The sequence below is a fragment of the Rhizosphaericola mali genome, assembly GCF_004337365.2.
In the GTDB taxonomy this organism is placed as follows: Bacteria; Bacteroidota; Bacteroidia; order Chitinophagales; family Chitinophagaceae; genus Rhizosphaericola; species Rhizosphaericola mali.
Window position 1 is genome coordinate 1,172,994 of sequence record NZ_CP044016.1, and the last position, 21,767, is coordinate 1,194,760.

A 21,767-nucleotide genomic window follows, 5' to 3' on the forward strand; every position below is an offset into this window, starting at 1 on the left:
AAATATAGTGTAATTTGGTCAAGGCATTTACTACTTTAGACTCTACTTTTAAGAAACTTGTTATGAAATTATTATGGCTACTAATACTTATTTGCACTATAAGTAATGCTCAAACGAATAGCGATTACAAAAAAATATTACACTTTCCTACTAAAGGCATTTATCAAAAGAAAAATGAGCTTGAAAAATTATCAAATAATTCTATTTTGATAAAATACTATGATAGAGACTCCACTGTATTTGGCTATCTAAGTGCTCAAAATGGAAATGGAATTTATCAACTTTCTCCTGAAGGAACAAAAAAAGAATTTATTGATTTATTATTCAAACAAATTTCAAATTATAGTTATGATATTAAGAATCCCAATATTGTATGTACGTTGAATAAATTGTCAATATCCTCCGATTCTTCATCATCAAATATATTCCTACATCTGAAATCTGATCTATACTATAAAATAGAAATGAATTATCGTTTAGGAATGTCAATCGATACAGTATTTTTAGCAGAGGGAACAGACTCTGTAGCTTGTTTGCAAGCTATAGTTAATTCTATAGATTATTTATGTCAGAAAGCCAATACTATAAAAACTCCGTTTGTACAAAATATACCGAATTTATCTAAGAATATACAGGTTAATGATGGGACGTTTTCAATATCTGCTATTGATAGTATTTCCATAATACATTCAACTATCTTAGATGACATTTCATCTCAAATATCGAAGGGGATTTTTATGAATTTCCAGGAATTTTTATCAAATGCACCATCTATTACAAATAGCTTTTGGTTATCTCCAGATACAACATCTACAAATGGAAATGTTGCTCTTTATGTGATGAAAGGAGACAGTTCGATCTCCAAAGTTAATAGCGCATGGGGACTTAGCTTAGGGGGAAATGAGATTTATATGTTTAATCATGCAACTCAATTAATTCCTATTGAGAAAACAAGTAATGGTATTGTTCTTTCTCGATATGTGGATTTTAAAGTACGTAAAAATCAGGCAATTTATTGGAGAGCTACAATTGGCAGAGGCTGGCCTCAAGACGCCAATCCCTATGAAAGAAAAAGATCTATTTCTATTTCGAGTATGAATGGGAAATTGTTACCTAGTACATCTCATCCAATTGCAACTAAAATAGACATTGCCACAGGGTTGCTTAGCTTTTAAAAGTTCACAACTAAATTTATAAAGAATGAAATTTAACTTTATCTCTTTTTCAATAGCAATGCTCTGTATTACAACTGGAGCCAGAGCCCAAAACCTTCCCAGTAATACTTGTGGAATAATATACAGTTACGATCTTTCAGGCAATAGAATTGGAAGACAATATGTCTGTAATAATTCGTCCATGATGGATACTAAACAACAAAATTTAACATTTAATACAATTTTACCGTCTAACACGAAACTATACCCGAATCCCACTACGGGGCAATTCAGTATATCTTTTACTAAAGCTTTAGATAATGCAGAAATTACGGTAACTGACATGTTAGGAAAAACAATTATACATACCTACAAAAGTGGAACATACATAAGTATGGATTTATCTAATGTTACAAGTGGTATGTATCTTGTAAATATTCAGGATAAAGATAACCCAATTCATTTAAAAGTGATTAAAGCTAAATAATTCACATTATAACAGGTTCAAATACAAAATATTCATATCCCACCTTAAATCTTATACATTGCCATTTTGTAACTTTTGCCGAAATAATTGGATAATGACATTATCCATAATTCTAATTTGTAGTAATACTGCATACGCACAAACTATTGACTTAAGTAAACCTGTAGGAAGTAGTTCTTCTCAAGGGTCTGTTGGACCTATGGCAGAAAGCCAATATACGATACCTCTAAAATTGCTGAAAGGAAACGGCACGTTCACTCCAAATATAACTATAGACTATAATAATCATCGAGGAGATGGATTGGCTGGCTGGGGTTGGAGTATCTCTTGTCTTTCGTCAATTACTAGGAGCGGTAAGACTAATTATTACAATGGACTTAGTTCTCCCATCAGCTATACAAATACAAATGACGCTTTTGTTCTTGACGGACAACATATGTTTGTTACATCAGGTTCAAACGGTGCCGATGGTTCAACTTATGGTTTAGAAAATGAGCAATTCGCTAAGATACAAAGCACAGGAGGTTCTGAAACTATGGGACCAACGTATTTTACAGTTACACAAAAAGATGGAACTGTATTCGAATATGGTAATGGTAATGGCTTTAGATTCTTGACTGATGCGGGCACTTCTACAATGATCTGGCTTTTAGATAAAGTAACAGATATTAATGGAAATTATATTAGTTATTCCTATTCCATTGATCAAGCTAATAGAAATTATCAATTAACAGAAATTGATTATGGAGGTAATATTACTAAAGGTACATCTCATTATAGTAAAATATTATTCACATACTCCTCTAAAGAAGGATGGCAAACAAATATTCAATATTATGGTGGAGCGTCAATAAAAAATCCATATAATTTAAGTCAAATAGCCATTAAAAATGCAAGTAATCAAGTAGTCAAAACATATGGCTTTTCGTATAGAGAACTTCGTGAACAGTATTTCTTAACTTCTGTTACTGAAACTGGAAGTGGTGGAATTGCAATAAATCCTTTAATTTTTACTTATGGATCTGATACTACAGATTCAAATGTGATGGTCTCTGCAAATTACACAACTGCGTTTCATCCTAACAACGTTTATGCTGGGGATTATGATGGGGATGGTTTTCAGGATTTAATGAATGTTAACTACAGTTATGATAATAATGGCATTAGACATGATTTATCATATGATGTATTTAATAATTTTACCTCTTACGGGTCCACTCCCGCTATGGGAATCATAGGTTCCTCTAACTTACCGACTAATATCATTCCACAAATTAATGCATCTAATAATGGTTATACAAATTATCTCTCAAATGATTATGACGGGGATGGTAAGCAAGATATTGTAATGATTAATAACACAGCGTCAGGCAGTGATTTAGTTTACAATGGTATTAAAATTAATTTTTCAAGAACCTTATCTGTGTATTCACAATTAACACATGATTCAACAATAATTTCTTCCGTTCCGAGTTCAGGAGGATATGGTAGTTTTAAATATACTTATAGAAATGGAACCAGATTTGGCCATAATTTTATAGCTGGGGATTTTGATGGAGATGGTTACCAGGATTATATTCTAATTTTGGGGGTAAATTCGAGTAATGAGTTTAAAGGTTTTTTTAGCAATCCTAGAAGTGGAGTAATCAATGCTGAGATTGCAACTTTTGGAGTTAGTGGTACAACTACAGATCCCTTTTATGCTAATTCTATAGCGAGTGCGTCTGAGCTAATCCCAATTGATTTTGATGGAGATGGAAAACAAGAATTATTCGTTGTTACGCCCACTCAAAGCTATATACTTTCCATTTATCCGATCTCTGCTACTTCTGGCTATAGTTATGCTGCAAAAATTCTATATACTACTACTTCAATTACGGCCCCTTCAGTGACTCCATCAAGTAGTTCTAATTATTTTGTTGGTAATACTATCTTTCCTGGTGATTTTAATGGAGATGGAAAGATGGATATATTATCTCGAGCTGGTTATTCTGATCCCTCCTCAACATGGAATATTTATACGAGCACCGGGGCTTCTTTTATTGCAACACCTTTCATTTGGACAAATCGCCCATATTTACCTCAAGATGGTGCAGGTAGCGCGCATCATATCGTAGTAGGAGATATAAATGGGGACGGTAGAGATGACGTTTGGCAAGCGATGGATTTATCAAGTAGTTCGTCTCAAAACAATGCATATTTCAGTAATGGTCAATATTTTGTTAGAGAAACATATCCAACTTCTGGGAGTGTTAATGGTTCTACAAATTTATCAGATATTATTGGAGATTTTAATGGAGATGGAAAGCCTGATATTCTCGCATTAAATACTAGTACAAGTGTTGAAAGATTTATTTTTCCACGTCCATTAAGAGATGAGAGAAATCTAATAAGCGCTATCGACGGTATCGGAAAACAATTTAATTACAATTACGCTTTAGCCAGTTCTCAATCGGAAACTTTTGCGGGTCTTGTTTATAGTAAAAGTTTACCTTTTTTATATGGAAGAACAACATCATTTAGTCCCAACAATCCACTTTTGGGCATATCAGGAAATCCGTATTTAGTCCCTACAATGAATAATTACTTGGTTAGTTACACAACACAATCAAATGGACTTACAGGAAGTAATAATTTAAATACGACAGTATATCAATACCAAGATGCTATTATATCACAGTCTAGGGGATTTTTAGGTTTTCGATCTGTAACAGCAACTGATCAAACATCTGGTATTCAACAAATAACTATGAATTCAATTAATAACGATTTATTAATTCTTCATCCAATTCATGTATCTTCAGTATTAAACAATGATACTTTGTATGATACGAAGATTACAGATACATTACAATTAGTAACAAATAATTTTGGAGATAAACGTTATAATTATAAAATACTTAAAAATATTTCTTATAATGGTCTGACTGGTGCAGCGTCTGAAACAGATAATAGCTATGATAATTATGGAAATATAACACATAACACTCTTGTTACAGGAAGTATCTCATTAGGAACAATTTCACCTGTTGAAATATTGGACAAATCTTTTGGTTTTGGTATTCATAATACTCCAGTGCCAGCAAAACCAGATATTGTTACTATTACCAATAATCGAATTGGTCAAAGTGTATTTAATAAAACATCTACATTTGGTTATGATGCCTTAGGTAATACTATATCAAGAGTTGATTTTCCAAGTTCATCCAATACAGTCACAACAAGCACTACTTATGATGGATTTGGCAATATTATTCAAACGGATATATCTGGAACTGGAGCGTCGACCAGAACAACAAAATATTCTTATGATAATACTGGATGCTTTTTAACAACACGTATTATAGCTGGAAATGGTGTAAATAAAACAGAACAATTTTCATATGATCCGACATTTGGGAAAGTAGCACAATACACTTCTTCTGATGGACGAATCACCAAATATACGTATGATGGATTTGCCAACCTTGTAACAATCGTTGTTCCCGATGGCTATACCATTTCTAGAACGCTTGGATGGGAATCGTCCACAGGACGCTACTCATTGAATGTTACAAGACCGGGAGGAGGAAGCAACGTGAAAAGCTTTTATGATATATTAGGAAGAGATGTTCAGCAACAAATAACCGGATTTAATAATGCATCATTGATATCTGCGACAACTTACGATAGTTATGGTCGAACTTCAGCAACTGTCGCAGCTCATTATAGCAATGAGACGGCAGTAACAACATCCTATATATATGATGCTTACAGCCGACCAACAAATATTAATAATGGGAGTAAATCTTTCGCATTTGGTTACTCTTCTAATAATGGAAATTATCAAGTTACAAGAACCAAAGGGTCTGGGCAAGCATCCTCTCAAACTACAGATGCCACAGGAAAAGTGGTATCCGCCACAGATAATGGTGGTACCATAAATTATACATACAACAGTCAAGGTAAACTTTTGCAAACAAATGTTAATGGCTCTATCTCCTCCTCATTTTCATATGATCCTTACGGAAATCGAACAAGTAGTAATGAGAGAAATGCGGGTAATTATACTTACACTTATGACGGTTTTGGAGAAATTTTGACCCAAAAAGATCCATTAGGTCATACTACAACATTAACCTATGATGATTTTGGTCGCTTATCTACACGAGTAGGAAATGAGGGAACTAGTTCTTATACATATTGGTCGGATCCCACCACTGGATTTGCGAATGATAATATAGTTAGTATAAATGGTTTTGGTGGTGACGCCAAAGAATATACCTATGATATTAATAGACGTTTGAGTTCTGAAAAGGTTACAGTTGATGGAGCATCTTATACAACCTCATATTCATATGATATGTATGGAAATACAGTACAGGTCACTTATCCCACAGGAACGACAATATCGAGAACATTTGATAATAACGGTATTGTTACTCAGATTAGTAAAGGTGCAGGAAGTGGTGCGACTATCCTTTTTACGGCAACGGCTATGAATAGCCTAGGGAAATATACAGCATATTCTTTAGGGAATGGAAAAAGTTCTGCAGAAACATACAATCTTGCCACGGGTACACCAACACAATATGTAACAAATGGTATACAAAATTTAAACTTTACATTTGATGTTCAGACAGGTAATCTGACTGAACGTAAAGATGCTATTGCTAATTTAGATGAGACTTTTACTTATGATAACCTCGACAGACTTACAGGGGTTAAATTAAACAATATTCAACAGCAGACTCTTACATATGATGGTCAAAGTGGTTCCACTTTGGGAAATATTGCATCTAAAACAGATGCTGGAAATTATACCTACCAAACAGACAAAGTCAATGCAGTGGCTTATATTACCAATCCTTCCGGAGCTACGGCTCCTCCAGCAGTAATCCCTACCACAGAACAAACAATCACATATACTGCATTTCAGAAGACCGCCACGGTCTCTGATAATGGTTATTTAGAAACGTATACTTATGGATCAGATTTTCAAAGAATAAAAAGTGTTTTAACTCAAAACGGTAGCATATTAGAAACTAAATATTATTTGGGAGAATATGAAAAGCAGATCAAAGGAGGAGTTACCAATGATATCATCTATGTATCCAATGGCAATGGAATATTCGCCACTCTCGTGGGCTCGGCCATTTATTATACTTACAAGGATTATCTAGGTAGTCTTTTAACCGTAACTGATGGTTCTGGTAATGTGATTGCTTCCCAAAATTTCGATGCTTGGGGAAGAAAGCGTAATCCTGCAGATGGCTCATACGCGAATATTCCATCCACTAATCCCGTCTGGTTGTATAGAGGTTACAATGGACACGAACACTTAGATGAACTTGGATTAGTCAATATGAACGGACGAATGTATGATCCTGTACAAGGCAGAATGATGAGCCCAGACATCGAGATCACTTACCCTGAATATACCCAGTCATACAATGGTTACTCATATGCTTTAGACAATCCACTTATTATGATAGACCCCACCGGATACAGTTTCTGGAGTTTTTTAGGAAAAGCTGGAAAAACTATATTAACAGGGGCTGAAGATTTAGGTGCGATGATAGGAACAGGAATTGTCGGATATGTTGGAGCCTCTTTGGAATCTGGAGGTCACTGGAATGTATCGGGATGGAATCATGATTGGTGGAAAGGGGCATTAACAAGCGATCTCATTGCTGGTGCAATAGCTGTGGATGTAATGTCATTCGGTGGCGGCTCAACTATTTTAGGTGCAGAAATACCAACGTTAACTTCTGTTTTTGGCACTACTGCTGCGGGAACAGTAACTGCAGGAGCAAGTATAGCTTCAGGGGCGGCAACAGGGGTATTGGTTGGTTCTGCCTCCTCTTTTGTTGCAGATGGTTTTAAATTTAATTGGAATGATCAGTTTGTAGCTACAACAACAGGCGCAATAACAGGAGCTTTTGGGTCGAATGGAATGTCTAAGTTTTTGTCAGCAAATATTTCAAATACAATTTTTGGTGCACCTGGACTTTTAAAGTCATTGGCATCAAATACTATAGGCGGATTGTTGGCATCCACCACTGAGATGTTTGAAACTGGAGAAAGCTGGAATAGTGCATTTTCATTTAATTCAATAACAAATTCATTAGAGCAATCAACTGTTTCAAATTTTGCCCACAATGGTATAGGCGGTTTGCTTGGGGATGAAGATAATCCCAATACTTTTATTCACAATAATTCCATAATTAATTTATTATCAAATTATTTTAGTTCAGCTACTAGTTATTCAATTGGAAACATAATGGCTAAACTTCCTTTTCTAAACGGCTTTGGAAATATAAATGCCTCAATTAATGGAATGTTCTCTGGAACTTCTTCTGGATGGTTGATGGACATGTTTGATCCGATGCAATAAACATGAATTTTATGAACATGAGATTAGATCAATATAAATATATGTTTTTAATCTATCTTTTTATAGGTTGTAAATACGAGAAGATAATCCAAAAATGGCCCGATGACTTGCCATATAGTATTAGTGAAAGAGACAAGGTTGGAAAAGAAAGAAAATTTGCAAAACATTTTATACCAGAATATATCCAATTTCCAGTAGCGAAAGGTACAATCTATTTGAAAAAAATGATAAAGTTAAATGGATTAATTTGGATTCAACCCAATTACTATAGGCTTGGACGAGGATCTAGCCATCCAAAAGTTCAGATTGTATTTAAAGATTGGAAAGATATTACCCCTGATAATATTAGGCAATATTTGGTAATTAAACAGCCAAAAGAGGTGGATTCTGTTATAATGGCTATTCCATTACCAGACAGCCTCGGCGATTCAACCTGTTTTGTGAAAGATTCAGCTACTAATTCTTTTTGGAGGCTGCTAATTTCTAAAGGAAATATAAAAATATATGACAATTCAGCTTATGGGGTAGGGTATTTGTCGTCCTCTATAGTAAGGATTAATTTTGATGGGGATTCCACTATTCTTATTAAAAGTGTCTTTAATAAACAAAATCTTAAAAAGAAAATGGAAGAATTTATTACTAAAAGATATAATGAAAAAATAGACATGCATTTTAATACTATTACAGACATACTTTTTTACATTATCAATAGAGAGAACACTTAAATTCAAGTCTACCATTTTTCTCCAATTTTGGCTATATACTGAACTTTTTAAACAATATCTTTCCATGTACGGCAGATGGATGGTATCTAGATAAATATGATAACTATCTGTTGTCCATTTATAAATTCCCTCCTTTATAACTTTTTGAGCAATATATAATAATTTTTTCCCACTTGAAGGGTAAATTTTAAATATTATGCGATTCATAAATCGTCTGGAATTACTTTAAGAGGAATCAAAAATGTCTTAGATTGTCTGACAACCAGAAAGTTTACTTTCAATTACATTATCCCCAATTGCCCCAATGGGTTTTCCGATTGGACGAATTACCGTAGCTCAACAATGTCTGGGCCAATCTTCAAAGGAGGTAAAGTTTATTTGAAGAACAATGTCAATATTGAAGGAGATATGTGGCTACATCTAATATATAAAAGGCTGGGCAGATATATGATATTCCCTATGAGACTTCAACTTATAACCCATCCCTGGAATTATATTACAGCAAAGAACATTGATAGTTTTTTCCATGATTTTGGAATTTCTGATATTGATTCTGTTCGATTAGTGGATTATAGCAATACAGATCATAATAATAGATTAGCGGTGTTTGCTAAGAACGAATCTAAATTTTCAGATGATGAACTAAATGAATTTTTAGAAATTTTGGGAGGCGATTATGCTCAAATAGGTGATGAGTCAAAAAGAGCTACACTTGATATTAATAGTTTGAATGAAACCTTGCTAAAAATACTTGAGCGAAGAACATTTATAAGCTCCTATAAGGAAGATAAAAAGAAATTCAGAGTCTTTCATAAGATAGCTAGATCAGAAGAATAGATTTGCTGGTACTTCTTTAAAAAGTACCATGTGATAAATTCGGCCAAATGTAATATTACTTTGAATATGTGCTCTTATTTATAAATCATTCATCTTTATCTGTAAAATTGGTCTTATATAAGTTACATTATTGATTTGTTTTTTTAGCCTTCCCGCTGGAGGACAAAATGTGTACATGCCATTGTTCTGATAAATGGTTATTCCTTTTTTAGATACCGCGGCAAAGACGTCCTCAAGTGTAGCATCTTGGCAGATGGCGGCGGAGATTTTACGATCTTTGGGTAGACAACTTACACTTTCTATAGTGAAGCCGTACCACCTTTCCATTTCTAACAGAAAGGTTCTGATGGATACGTTGTTATAATGACGCACAGTCTTTGTCCAGTTAAGGGCGGTGGTTGTTTCTAAGGAACTATAGGTAAAAGAATCTCTTATTTTATTTTTTGCTTCATTTATATGATAAACTTCCATCATATTTTTACGCTGGGTCAAAGGTTTGCCTTTAGGCTCTTGCAATGTAGCGAGGGATACCTCTCCATTTAAACGAACGGCTTTTGAATAACCATACTCAGATCGTACCATAAATTCTCCGCCATAGGTTAATATTTGGCTATTATAGTTTTCCAATGCGAGCATTTTACCTCCATTATTTTCCGGGAACTTCACATATGCTTGTCCCTCCAGTCTGCAATAAATAACAGCGCTATCTTTAGGATTAATTAGATAATGTAATTTAGATCCCCCATCTAATCTAATGTACAGACCACTCGGAAGGGAGATGATCACCTGCCTTTTTGGAGGGGTACTGATTGTAACAAAACTATTTTGGGGAAAATTAAAATGAACATTGGCGCGAATCGACAGTTTTAATATGCCTGTCGGTTGCTGAGAGAATTCAAGATTGTTGAAACGAAAGACGCCTCCGAGAAATTTGTTGTCTAACCTTTTTTGAAATAAATTTTTCATTTCTATATCACAGGCAAAATATTTTTGGTCCAGGTCACGATCGGGGGCAAGAATAGAACAGTTTTTCCCAATAAATACTTCGGGCTCTTGTTGCTCATTAAAATTATAATTAGAAAATAAAACCAATAAAATAACAAACAATCCCATGCAGGCACAAGACAAAAGAACACGTATTTTTTTTCGATAGGTCTTTTTTTGTCGTATTTGTCCTACAAGGCTTTCAATGTCTATATCTGAGGTCTTCGGCAAGCCGTCATTTTCACTAAGACTTTGATTTTGCCATTTATCTAAGTGTTCCAAAATGGTATCGTCATCTTTTAGATGTCCTAACAAATCCAATTCACGCAACTCGGATGCCGTGATGGTTCTTTTTAGGAGCTTGTCAAAAAGTATTTCTTTTCTTTTTTCAATCCAAGGCATATTACAAGGAATTTACAATTTCAATAATGGTGATCAGTGATATTAGTCCCAATAACTGTTTTATTTTCATCGTAGCTCTTGACGCTTCGTTTTTTATGGTTTGTTTGGATAAATGAAGCATCGATGCAATCTCGTCATTGGAATACCCCTGTTCATATTTAAGTTTAAATATTTTCTTTTCTCCTGGAGGTAGTTGCGCGATAGCTTTTTCCAAATGCTCTTGATATTCTTTGCTTAACAAAATATCGTCCGCACCTAAATCACTTATTTTATGGTAGGCATTTAGAATAGAAACGGTATGGTCATGTTTTTGTCTGAGTCGGTATAAAGCAATCTTATGTACCATCCCCAACATCAAGGCAATCGGTGTATCTTCATGAGCGAAATGCCCGCGTTTGTCCCATAATTTTTCCAGTAATTCAGATTTGATCGCATTAGACAAATAACTATCCAAATTATCAAATCGGAGTAGATATTGGTCAATGATTGGCTTAAGGCTATGATAAATAGACCTCAATGCATTTTCATCTCCTTTCGATAATTGTCGAAACAGTCGTCTCACTCTATATTTTTCATCCTCCTCCATTTTCTCCTACGCTTGTTTGGTCAAAAAATAGTGTTTTGAAAACACTGTGTAATAAAGGCAGTTACATATAGTCAAAATAAAAATTTAAAAAAAATTAGATTTTGACTGGTACGAAGGGCCTTTTTCTGCAATATATATGTGTAAGTAGGTAATTAATCTGGAATGGAAACTGAATTTAAAGTTACAAAAAATGAACAGGTAAACGATCCTTAAAATATTATTTTATTGACCTAGATCATAGATAGGTAAAGACTTCGGTGGATATTATCGAAAAGGGTAAACTATTAAATAATAATTAAAAGTATGCAGCGCAAGCAAGTGTTTAAATATAAAAAAATGAATTATGAAAAGAGAAATTATAGTATACATTATTCGAGTATTACTACTGATCTTATTTCTGTATGCAGGTGTAGAAAAAGTATTTCGTATGGATAGTTTTTATCGGGATATGTCCAATCAGCCGATAGTCAAAAGTTTAGTTCCAATAGTGACTTACATGGTTCCACTAGGAGAAATTATTGCAGCAGGGTTACTTGTTTTTGATAGAACAAAAAAAGCGGGACTATATATCAGTTGGTTATTGATGTCGGTATTTACGGGATATGTAGCACTTGTAGTGGCAGGAAAATTTCCCAGAAAGCCTTGTAGTTGTGGGGAGCTTATTAGTAAGCTCAGTTGGACAGAACATTTATTATTTAATCTATTTTTTTGGTTGCTAGCAACCGTAGGTATTTATCTAACCATGGCCGTGGGTAAGCATAAAGACAAACCAACAGAAGGGGAAATGGTCCGGATTTCCCGAGTCTGATTTAATGGCGGATAGGTAGGCTAAAAATCGAGTCTACGATCTGATGACTGGCCGGAAGGGGTTTATCATTATTTCATTTTTAAAAAAATAAGCATATGCTTACAATCAACAAAAACAGCAAAGCCCGCAGCGTCATCATGGCAGCGGCAGCAGTTCTTGCCATCGGCGGTGCCATGGCAAAGAGCATCCATATTCGTCCTGCGGCAGCAGAGACTTATTATGCAGTACAAACAGCAAGTGGGTTCACATGGCTCACTGCATCGGAGCTTCCAGACAATGTTTCCTGTCAAGAAAACAATCCTAACACAGCATGTGAAGTTTTGTCAGATAATGGTTCAAGACCATCAGACAATACAAAGCCCTCTGGAAGCAACTATCATTATTCCGACAATGGAAGTATCTACAAATAGTAAATGCGTATATCTAAGTTAAAATAACCATAACGCACTATTTGAGATATGGATCAATGATGGAAATCAGACTTACTCCTGAGTCAAACCTGGGGTCAATAGGTGTACTACCTATTGACCCTTTTGGACTGATAACTATTAAAGTGGGATATTTATTAACATGGAATAATTTGATTACTTCTGCTTCCACGCCTAGAGCGTCGGTATAAAGATTTATGCTCGAGGGGGCTGTATAATCTCCGCTTTCTACACTATGTTTGAATTGAACATATTGTTTATCTATGGAAATGGATAAGAACTTTACTTTTTTACCTAAGTATTGCTTTTCAATTTTTTCCATGACCGGTCTTAGTCTTCGACAATTTCCACAACCGGTGAACCAAAAATCTAAGACAACAACCGTATCTCGGTAATCAGATAGTCTATGATGGACGCCATTTATATCTGGTAAGTCAAAATTATAAGCCATTTTTTCTGGCTTACAATAGTCAAGTTGTCTTTCTAGTAAAGATCTGAAAGGAGGAACTTTAATGAATGATAATGCATCTTCTATTAATGGATATAAGTTAGTGTTAACGGATTCGGTTAAGAACTTACATAGTAAGGCATATTTAAGATAGGATGGCAATATTTTTTTCAGATAACGGTATTGGTCAGTAAGATTTGTGGATGTACTATTTTTATAGTCATAGCGATATTTATTGATGATGTAATTATATATAAGTCCAAAATATTGCATGCCAGAATTTTCGTTATGTATGATTGAATTTATTTGCGCTTGGAAGCCGTCATTTTGGAAACCATCTATTTTCTTCTTACTGAAAAATAGATTAGCAATTTGATATTTTGTCCCTTCACACGAGAGGAGTGCTAGAAGTTTTAGATAATTGTAGCTGTATGGGCTCAATTTATTTCTTCTATCGTTAATAAACGCCAATTGTGCATTGCAAAGACTATCCATCGCAGTTACTTTATCATGATCCAAATTGGCAAATTTTGGAAACCGTTCTGTTTTAAATCGATTGCCCTGCGCCGTAAAATGTATATTGTAATTATATTTGGCAGATCCTACACCTTTCATTTGAATGGCGTAAGCCCTAGAATCGGTACGCTTATCTATTATCCTTATGGCATCTCCAGGCTCTGCAAGAAAATTTCCACCTATACCATCCGTTAAAACTTCCTTATTTCTGTATATAGTAATGGATATACTTACAGCAATATTGCTTTTGAATCTAAAATGATAATTATTTGAATCAGATATGTAATAGAAGTTTTCTGTAAAACTTGATTTAGTAAAAAACATTCCATATTTAGTTACCGTTAAAACTACACTATCGTTTCTGTGGATATAATATTCAGAATTGCCAGAAATTTTAATCCAGTGACGATGCTTTTTTATAGTTGGATGTGTCGCATTTAGGATTATCATAGACCAAAATATACAGGTAAGAAAGCAATATAGGATTTTCATAATTTTATCTAATGTTTTGAGTTATTTCATTTAGTTTGATTTCTTCATTTGGAATAGGCATTGCAAATCTTGGGTCTCCAGGGGGTAAACTGTAGCTTAGTCCATTGATAGTTCGTTGTAGCGTAGATTTAAAAGCGGATTGCTGATTAAGTCTTCGCAGGTCACTCCACCGGACTCCTCGAAAAACGAGTTCCTTTCTTCTTTCTGACAAGAGGACTTCCAATGCCCTATTTTGAGATAGTGAACCATAAGGCTTGAATGTTCCAGTTACATATCTTGAAAGTAGCAGGGTATTTAGAAGATCAATCCCCTGTTGTGTATTGCCTAGCCGTATATCACACTCCGATTTTATGAGGTAAAGCTCATCTGTGGCTAGTCCATTATATTGGTATCTTTTAAAGTCATAGGATCCTTTGAATGTATTAAAACCACTCGTTGTTGTAATAAAGTATATTGATTTACGTAAATCATTTTGATCGTAACTATTATATAAGGAGCCATCTATGGACGAGGAATTATAGGCAATGAAAGTGGAATTCACGAGCGTGCTGTGAAATATATCTTCTGAAAGGAAATTGGAAGCAATGGGATATCTCGTTTTTGAAAGTGTATTAAAGTCAACGAGTTGATGATTGTCTTCCAGCGCTATTGCAGCATATTTTGCTGCACTATCATAGTTAGATAAACCCAAATAAATTCTAGCTAAAGCAGCCCGAACAGATGTTTTATTAGGTCTAGTTACATATAAAGAACTTTGAGGTAAAAGTTCAAGTGCTTTTTTTAAATCGGCAATTACTTGCTGATAACATAGTTTAAGATTACTTCTTTGTACTTTACTGTTCAAATCTGGGCTTAACCGTAACGGTAGTCCAAGTGTGGTGGATGCTGTAATTGTATCGTAAGGAAGTGTAAAGTCCTGCAATAATCCGTAGTACTTCCAACTTCGATAAAACAATGCTTGTCCTTGTACTTGTCTACCCTCCTGAGATTGTTTTTCTGTTTCCCCAAATGAGTCAAAAGCCTGTAATACCGTATTGGCTACATAAATAGCATTATAAGGAGTAGTCCAGTCAGTAGACAATGGATAGGCACCATAAATGTCCGTTGCAAAAATGTAGGTGTTACGAGCAATGGGGGAAGTGGTATTATTCCACACTTTATCAGTTACATAATAATCTTCTGCGGTCAATGCACCCAAGGAAGGATCGTTTCTATTGAAAACACTTTCATTATTTAATAAATTTTGCAGATCCGTAAGGTTGTCTAAGGTAGAAAGTGCAATATTGGGTTTTTCCGACAAAAAATCATCTTGTTTATTACATGCTGTAAGGAAGCAGTAAAATATTAGAAATAAAATAGATCTATACATTAGAAATTGTTTTGTTGATTAAAAAGAGGCTTTCACACCTATGGAAGCAGAAAATGGTAAAGGCATACTGTTGGCATAAATATCAGGATCTAGATGATCTTTATTGGCGCGCCAAATAATGCCTACGTTATTTAAATATCCGTAAAACGTTAAGTCTTTAAACACCCTTTTACTTTTGGGAGATAGTGGCATGTTGTAAGTCAAGTTGATATCTTGCAATCTTATATGATCCCCTTTATCCACTAAAACCGAAGAATACTGATAAAAAGTTTCTCTATCATAATTTATAGGAGGCAATTGCATTGATGGTATGTTGGTGCGGTTTTCATCGCCTAGTTTTGTCCATCTTTTATAATAATCGACGTTACCTTGCCATTGATACAGACTATTGTAATTAATGGATTGGCGTCTGAAAAAATAATCAAACTTATATATAAGATTAAAGGAAATCGAAAATCTTCCGAAACTAAAGGTATTTCTAAATGATCCAAAAGTCTGCGGTCTTGCGGCTCCCATAAATTGTAGACTATCTACAGGGGTATTGTTGATAATGTCTGTATAATCAGAAGATAATATACCCTTGCTATACCCTTGTGGGTTTCCTTGATTGTCCAGTCCACCCCATTTATAACCATAAATAGAAAAAGCAGGCTTACCCACTAAAGGATATATGGAACCTCCAGCACCATCTCCTCCTTGTAAATACTCTTGCGAAGAGGCTGGTACATCGTATTTCGTCACCTTATCTACTGCGGTACTAAATATAAAGTTTGTAGTCCATTTAAATCGGTGGTTATTGATATTGACGGTATTAATAGAAATGTCGACCCCATGTCCTTTTGTATTGGAGTAATTACCATATACATTGGTTTGTCCACTCGAAGGTGCCATCGGAGCGAGTCCAATTATATCTGTTCCTTTTTTCATGTAGTATTCAAATGAACCAGATATAATATCGTTTTGTGTAGAAAAGTCCATTGCTAGGTTTATCATCCTAATTCTTTCCCATCTTAAATCTGGGTTGCCGGGGTTAGTAATAACACTGTAGGGCAATCTGGAATAATAAGACGCATTACCTGCGAATAGAGAGGTTGTTACAGCCGTTATATTATTGTCTACATTGGCATTGTAACCATAGGTGGCTCTAAGCTTCAAGTAATTCAACCAATTTATTTGCCAAAAATACTCCTTACTTACTATCCAGCTTCCTCCAACAGAATAGAGCGGAACAGACTTTTGATTGGATTTTACACCAAACAAATTGCTTTTATCTCTACGTGCACTTAAAGAAACTATGTACCTGTCGTTGTACGTATATGAGCCATTAAAAAAATAAGAAATATACCTATCTATATATTTACTAAATGCACTACCATTGGGAATTGCATTATAATCTCCAGATGGGCTCGTTAAGTAGTAATCCAAATAATTCACCAGAGAATAGCTACCATTTTGTTTATCATAACCATAGGTAGAATTACTTTCTCCTTCACGTACATCCTGATTGATCTCAAACCCAGATAATAGGTTGATAGAGGAAAGCTTTGTTACAATAGAATAAAGGAGTTGAGCCCTCAGCCGATGAGCATTAACGGTGGAATTTGATTTATTCAGTATGCCTCCAACAGGTATGGGGTAAATCAGCCCTAAACTATTGGATGCGGTAATGTCTGTGTATTGATTGATAAGATTTCTGCCGTAATAGGTAGAATCATTGTAGTAGTAATTTGTGTTGGTGTTCAACCGCTCATATTGATACTTTAATTCTGCCGAGAAATCTTGTAAAAAAGCATATTTTACGCCTATGTTAAATCGGTTGTCGACGGCGTTACTTGTATTATCGGCATTTTTTAATTCGTCTAATGGATTGTATTTCCAATTAAGTAATTGTCCGCCACCAGCGGTATCGGTATAACTTTCTGCATAGTTTTTTACAAGAGAAACACTCCTTCCATTTTGATCTACTAGCCTTGCATAGGGATAATAACTAGGTTTGGACGCTGTTGGATAAAGGTTCGGCAATGGACTATTCATTGTAGCTTTGGACTGTATATAGTTATAGCCTAGCGAAAGAGTAAATCCTTTGAAAAGATGAAAGTTATTATTCGCATTGAGGGTAAGTCTATAGTTTTTGTTGCCGACTTGATTGGACTGATTATTATCAAAACCCATAGAGAGAAAATAATCATTAGCAGGACCTCCTCCCCGAAAACTGAGGCTGTATTGTTGTGCGATAGAATTTCGATATAAATACTTTCTTACATCTTTTCGAAAATCATTGCTACGAAGTGCATCTATTTGGGTATTTGCATCTGTTGAACTAACTAATCCTCTTTTGGCTTCATCTAGTAAGGCTACCACCGGAGAAACGACAGGATGATAGGAACTTGTTAAATCATTATCATAGTAACCTTGCTCAAATAACGATTTTTCGATATCAATAAAATCTGAAGCGTTTATCCAGTTGGGCGAATAAAATAGATTGGGTCTATTGCCTATGGTGGTGTTGGCATTTAGTTCAACATTTACTTTTTGGTTTTGCTTTCCTTTTTTAGTAGTAAGAACGATAACGCCATTACCCGATTTTACGCCCCATATAGAAGACGCTGCGGCGTCTTTGAGTACGGTTACACTTGCTATGTCATTGGGATTGATATTGGAGATGTCCCCATCATAGGGAAATCCGTCTACGACCACTAGTGGTTGGTCATTGGCAAAAAGCGTACTTCTACCACGTATACTCAGATTATAACCTCCAGTATTATTGAGTGTAGACGAAACATTCCTGTTAAATAATAACCCTGGGACATTCCCTTCAAGACGACTGATAATATCTGGTCCAACTCTTTTATTTAATAGGGCACTATCTACGAAGACAAAACTACCTGTTGCTCGTTCCTTTGGTATCTGTTGATAGCCTGTAGAGACGATTACTTCCTCCAAATCAGAGGAAGGGTTTAACTGCACATGAATGAAAGTATCTTTAGCTTCTAGGAATAAAGATTTGGATATATAATCCATATGAGAGAAAATGATAGAATCTGAACTATGCAATACCATAGTAAATTGCCCGTTTATATCCGTCTCAGTCCAAGTATTCCTTTTTTTTAGATGTAGGGTTGTGTGAGGTAGAATATTGCCATTAGATGCTCTTACAACTCCTCTTATCTTCTGTGCCAAAGAAAGTATGGGCAAAAGCATCCCCATTACGAATAGGATCGTTTTGAATTTCATTGAAAATATGTTAGTTAGTTAAAAATGTTGTGCTATATAAGTGCCAACAAAATGAGTTATTTCACGCTAGGAAAAACATTTTGGAATTGTGTAAATAAATATAAACAAGCAGTTATCCTCAATCAGAGGAATGCAAGTAGTGTAGTTGAATAAGTCTATTCCTATAGTTGTAAAAAAGTAAAGCCGATAATTTACTTACTGTAACTATTCAAAAAAACATTAATTAGCTTGGGTTACGTGGTTTGCACGCATATTGTTGATTAGCTTTGGCAATATGCCAATACGGTTTTTGATTTATTTGTACGCTCTTCTGTTTTGGCTTGTGTGTAGTTATTGATATCATTGTTCTTAATTGACCAGTTAAGAAAGAAGAGTCTGGTTAAGAGAGAACTTTACAATTCTAAAAAAGAAAGGCATGAGCTCAACTTACCGACTTGAGGCCCTGAGAAGCCTGTACACGGATAAGAGAGCCCACGCCCGAGAACGTGAGCCATTCATCTTATCATCTCGTGTACATAGAAATTTCTCAGGTTTCAAGTCGAGACTCTAAGCGAATTGCTTCAAATATTTTAATGAAGTATTCGCAAATTTATATAACATATCAAAAATAGGTAAAATATTTTAATTGCGGATACCATTCCGCAATATTTTTTACTAGAAGATTTTTATTTGTTAAATGTCCGATTTAAGTAGAATCATATGCAATTACATTATAAAAGAATGGATTTCCAAATGGAACGGCTCTATTCGCTCATTTGCTGATGAGCATGATGTTGATGAAAAGACTGTTAGGCAGATAATGGACATTGAAAATAATCCATATAAAATTGGGCTTTATACTCTTGAAAATATGTGCAAGGCAAGAAATATCACGCTGGAATATTTGTTTAAGGAGATTAAAAGATGAAAGATAATTGATAAATTTAGACTAGATACAACATTGAATAAGTTTGAAGATTAATGATGAAAGAATGAATAATGACTCAATATCATTATTAAACTTTTATACTAAATTTGAATGTAATAATTATTTTATCCGTCACAAAATTGTCTAGACGAATATCGTTGATGGTTAGCAGCAACAATTCTTAACGGCACTATAAACTATACAAATAAATGGCTATTCCAAGATTATTCGTTAGCTCGACTTGCTATGACTTACAAGAAATTAGATTTCAATTGCGAAATTTCATTAGAGATTTTGGTTATGACGCAGTCATGAGTGAATTTGACGACATTTTCTATAGTTATGAAGCTCATGTCCAAGATTCCTGTATTGAAGAAATCAACAAATGCCATCTTTTCATATTAGTGTAGGTAACAATTTTGGTATTATGAAAAACCTATTCCAAAACCTATAATTGAAAATAACGATCTGCCATTCTAAAATATTATTGCATGTGAAAATCACAGGTGTAATAGTCGCTAACGTATTAGTCTAAAACATTTGTATTAAAATTTAGTCCAATATGTTTCTAATTTTTTCCCTATATTACGCAAGCTTGTTATGAACCTTATGTTATATAACAACTTTATCTGTTTATTATTTAAATGAAAAACTCACAAGAGTCCTTCATTTGCAAAAGATTGATAACTATCTGTTGTCAGTATCAAATGATCCAATAGTGTAATATCCATTAGCCTGGCAGCTTCTTTCAATCTTTCTGTAATCTTCAGATCCGCAGGACTTGGCGTAAGATTTCCACTCGGATGATTATGTGCTACAATAATTTTACAAGCATTAGATTTTAGAGTTACCGTAAGTAGAATGCGAATATCCACAATAGTACCAGCAGTACCACCTGTAGATCCGTGGTATACACCGAGAACTCTGTTAGCATTATTCATTAGTAGCATTTTGAAAGATTCAACAAGTTCCATTTCATCTTCGTTCCAAACGGATCTAAAAAGAGCTAATGCATCTTCTGCCATATTAATTTTAGGTCTTTGCGTAGCTTTTATTTTGTTGCGATAAGATAGTTGGACTTCTTGTAATGCGGACCAATGAGGTTCATTTTCTCTGGTTGCTGTTGAGTTGTAAGTTTTCATGATGTACTGTTTTTGTGTAACCGCGATAAAAGACGGTTCTCTAAAAAGAAGGCAGTACGTGGAATAGCGGAGCGTAGTGAGCATATGCCGTCGAAAGCTGCCTGCTTTTTAAAGAGAACCGTATTAGCTTAGTGAAACTAAAAACGGTACATAAAATCTTATAACGGAAGAAGGAAAAAATTAAACTAGAACAATCATTACAATGAAAAGAGAATGGAATATGTATACAAAATAAACTATCACCAATTTGTATAAAATATGTGACAACAAAAGGTGGCTATTTGTTATTTCTTCTTTTTTGCTTTACGTTTTTTGGAAGAGGTTTTTTCGGGAATATTGTTTTGTTCCAAATTTCTAGGATGATGATCTAAAAAATAGTATGGATTTCTATTGTATACAGAATCTACAGCTCTGATAAAGTTTGGTGCTGCCTGTTGAACATAGTCATACTTTATGAGTAGTTCGTTGTATTGATTGTAACGTGTAAAACTACGCCACCCCAGATAAATGGATAGTCCAATGAAAAACAATAAAAGAAGCAACCATTTCCATTCTTTGAAACTGTGTTCATGTCGGATCTTTTGAGCCGTAGGTGCTGCCAGTTGTTGAATAGTACGCTCTAAGGATCGCTGCAATTTTTCCATGGATTCAGGACGCAACATCTTATCCTCTTTAATGTCCTTTTTTACCACCAAATCTAAAAGTGCTTTCATATGGTCCACTTTTTTAGGCAGTATTCTCAGGCTATAAGACAAGGAATCGCAAAGCTCATTTTGTGCTTGAGAGGGTTCTACTTTTTCAACAAGCGCTTTGGTTTCTTGCACTTCTTTTACCAAATCTTTTAATACGATTTCTACTTCGGAAAGATTCAT

Annotated in this window: 15 protein-coding genes; 8 read left to right on the forward strand and 7 right to left on the reverse strand. The window is 34.7% G+C overall.

The features are described 5' to 3' along the window. The first annotated feature begins 62 nt into the window (after nt 1–62). From E0W69_RS05105 to E0W69_RS05125, 5 genes are all read left to right on the forward strand, one after another. On the forward strand, nt 63–1,175 hold the full coding sequence (locus E0W69_RS05105; protein WP_131328954.1) for a hypothetical protein: 1,113 nt from the start codon (nt 63–65) through the stop codon (nt 1,173–1,175). Nucleotides 1,176–1,233: 58 nt separating this feature from the next. Continuing rightward, complete coding sequence (locus E0W69_RS05110; protein ID WP_191967971.1) at nt 1,234–1,641, forward strand: T9SS type A sorting domain-containing protein; 408 nt, start codon at nt 1,234–1,236, stop codon at nt 1,639–1,641. Between the two features lie 94 nt (nt 1,642–1,735). Further along, nucleotides 1,736–8,017: an FG-GAP-like repeat-containing protein gene (locus E0W69_RS05115; protein WP_131328956.1), complete on the forward strand. Its 6,282-nt coding sequence runs from the start codon at nt 1,736–1,738 to the stop codon at nt 8,015–8,017. 11 nt (nt 8,018–8,028) lie between these two features. Beyond that, nucleotides 8,029–8,742 (forward strand): hypothetical protein, encoded by a 714-nt coding sequence (locus tag E0W69_RS05120; RefSeq protein WP_131328957.1) that lies wholly within the window; start codon nt 8,029–8,031, stop codon nt 8,740–8,742. A 342-nt stretch (nt 8,743–9,084) separates the two neighbouring features. Next, nucleotides 9,085–9,579 carry a hypothetical protein gene (locus tag E0W69_RS05125; RefSeq protein ID WP_131328958.1) on the forward strand — a complete coding sequence of 165 codons (495 nt, stop codon included), beginning with the start codon at nt 9,085–9,087 and terminating at the stop codon, nt 9,577–9,579. A gap of 78 nt (nt 9,580–9,657) precedes the next feature. On the opposite strand, the gene E0W69_RS05130 is transcribed toward E0W69_RS05125, so the two are convergent. Together E0W69_RS05130 and E0W69_RS05135 are read right to left on the reverse strand one after the other, a co-directional pair. Then, nucleotides 9,658–10,965: a FecR family protein gene (locus E0W69_RS05130; protein ID WP_131328959.1), complete on the reverse strand. Its 1,308-nt coding sequence runs from the start codon at nt 10,963–10,965 to the stop codon at nt 9,658–9,660. 1 nt (nt 10,966) lies between these two features. Further along, nucleotides 10,967–11,551: an RNA polymerase sigma factor gene (locus E0W69_RS05135; protein ID WP_131328960.1), complete on the reverse strand. Its 585-nt coding sequence runs from the start codon at nt 11,549–11,551 to the stop codon at nt 10,967–10,969. A gap of 343 nt (nt 11,552–11,894) precedes the next feature. Here E0W69_RS05135 and E0W69_RS05140 point away from each other — a divergent pair, with 343 nt between their 5' ends. Together E0W69_RS05140 and E0W69_RS05145 are read left to right on the forward strand one after the other, a co-directional pair. Next, nucleotides 11,895–12,359: a MauE/DoxX family redox-associated membrane protein gene (locus E0W69_RS05140; protein ID WP_131328961.1), complete on the forward strand. Its 465-nt coding sequence runs from the start codon at nt 11,895–11,897 to the stop codon at nt 12,357–12,359. Between the two features lie 137 nt (nt 12,360–12,496). After that, nucleotides 12,497–12,769: a hypothetical protein gene (locus E0W69_RS05145; RefSeq protein ID WP_131328962.1), complete on the forward strand. Its 273-nt coding sequence runs from the start codon at nt 12,497–12,499 to the stop codon at nt 12,767–12,769. Nucleotides 12,770–12,806: 37 nt separating this feature from the next. Here the strand turns inward: E0W69_RS05145 and E0W69_RS05150 are convergent, their stop codons facing one another. From E0W69_RS05150 to E0W69_RS05160, 3 genes are read right to left on the reverse strand one after another with little or no spacing between them, the layout of a single operon-like run. Then, complete coding sequence (locus E0W69_RS05150) at nt 12,807–14,201, reverse strand: TlpA family protein disulfide reductase (RefSeq protein ID WP_191967972.1); 1,395 nt, start codon at nt 14,199–14,201, stop codon at nt 12,807–12,809. 46 nt (nt 14,202–14,247) lie between these two features. Then, complete coding sequence (locus tag E0W69_RS05155) at nt 14,248–15,612, reverse strand: RagB/SusD family nutrient uptake outer membrane protein (protein WP_131328964.1); 1,365 nt, start codon at nt 15,610–15,612, stop codon at nt 14,248–14,250. Nucleotides 15,613–15,630: 18 nt separating this feature from the next. Continuing rightward, entirely contained in the window at nt 15,631–18,846 is a 3,216-nt protein-coding gene (locus tag E0W69_RS05160) for a SusC/RagA family TonB-linked outer membrane protein (protein ID WP_131328965.1), read from the reverse strand. 1,116 nt (nt 18,847–19,962) lie between these two features. Between E0W69_RS05160 and E0W69_RS05165 the strand changes: the two genes are divergently transcribed. Further along, nucleotides 19,963–20,163 carry a DUF4062 domain-containing protein gene (locus tag E0W69_RS05165; protein ID WP_131328966.1) on the forward strand — a complete coding sequence of 67 codons (201 nt, stop codon included), beginning with the start codon at nt 19,963–19,965 and terminating at the stop codon, nt 20,161–20,163. A 243-nt stretch (nt 20,164–20,406) separates the two neighbouring features. Here E0W69_RS05165 and E0W69_RS05170 read toward each other — a convergent pair whose 3' ends face one another. Continuing rightward, entirely contained in the window at nt 20,407–20,895 is a 489-nt protein-coding gene (locus tag E0W69_RS05170; protein ID WP_131328967.1) for a JAB domain-containing protein, read from the reverse strand. A 284-nt stretch (nt 20,896–21,179) separates the two neighbouring features. Then, nucleotides 21,180–21,767 (reverse strand): hypothetical protein, encoded by a 588-nt coding sequence (locus E0W69_RS05175; RefSeq protein WP_131328968.1) that lies wholly within the window; start codon nt 21,765–21,767, stop codon nt 21,180–21,182.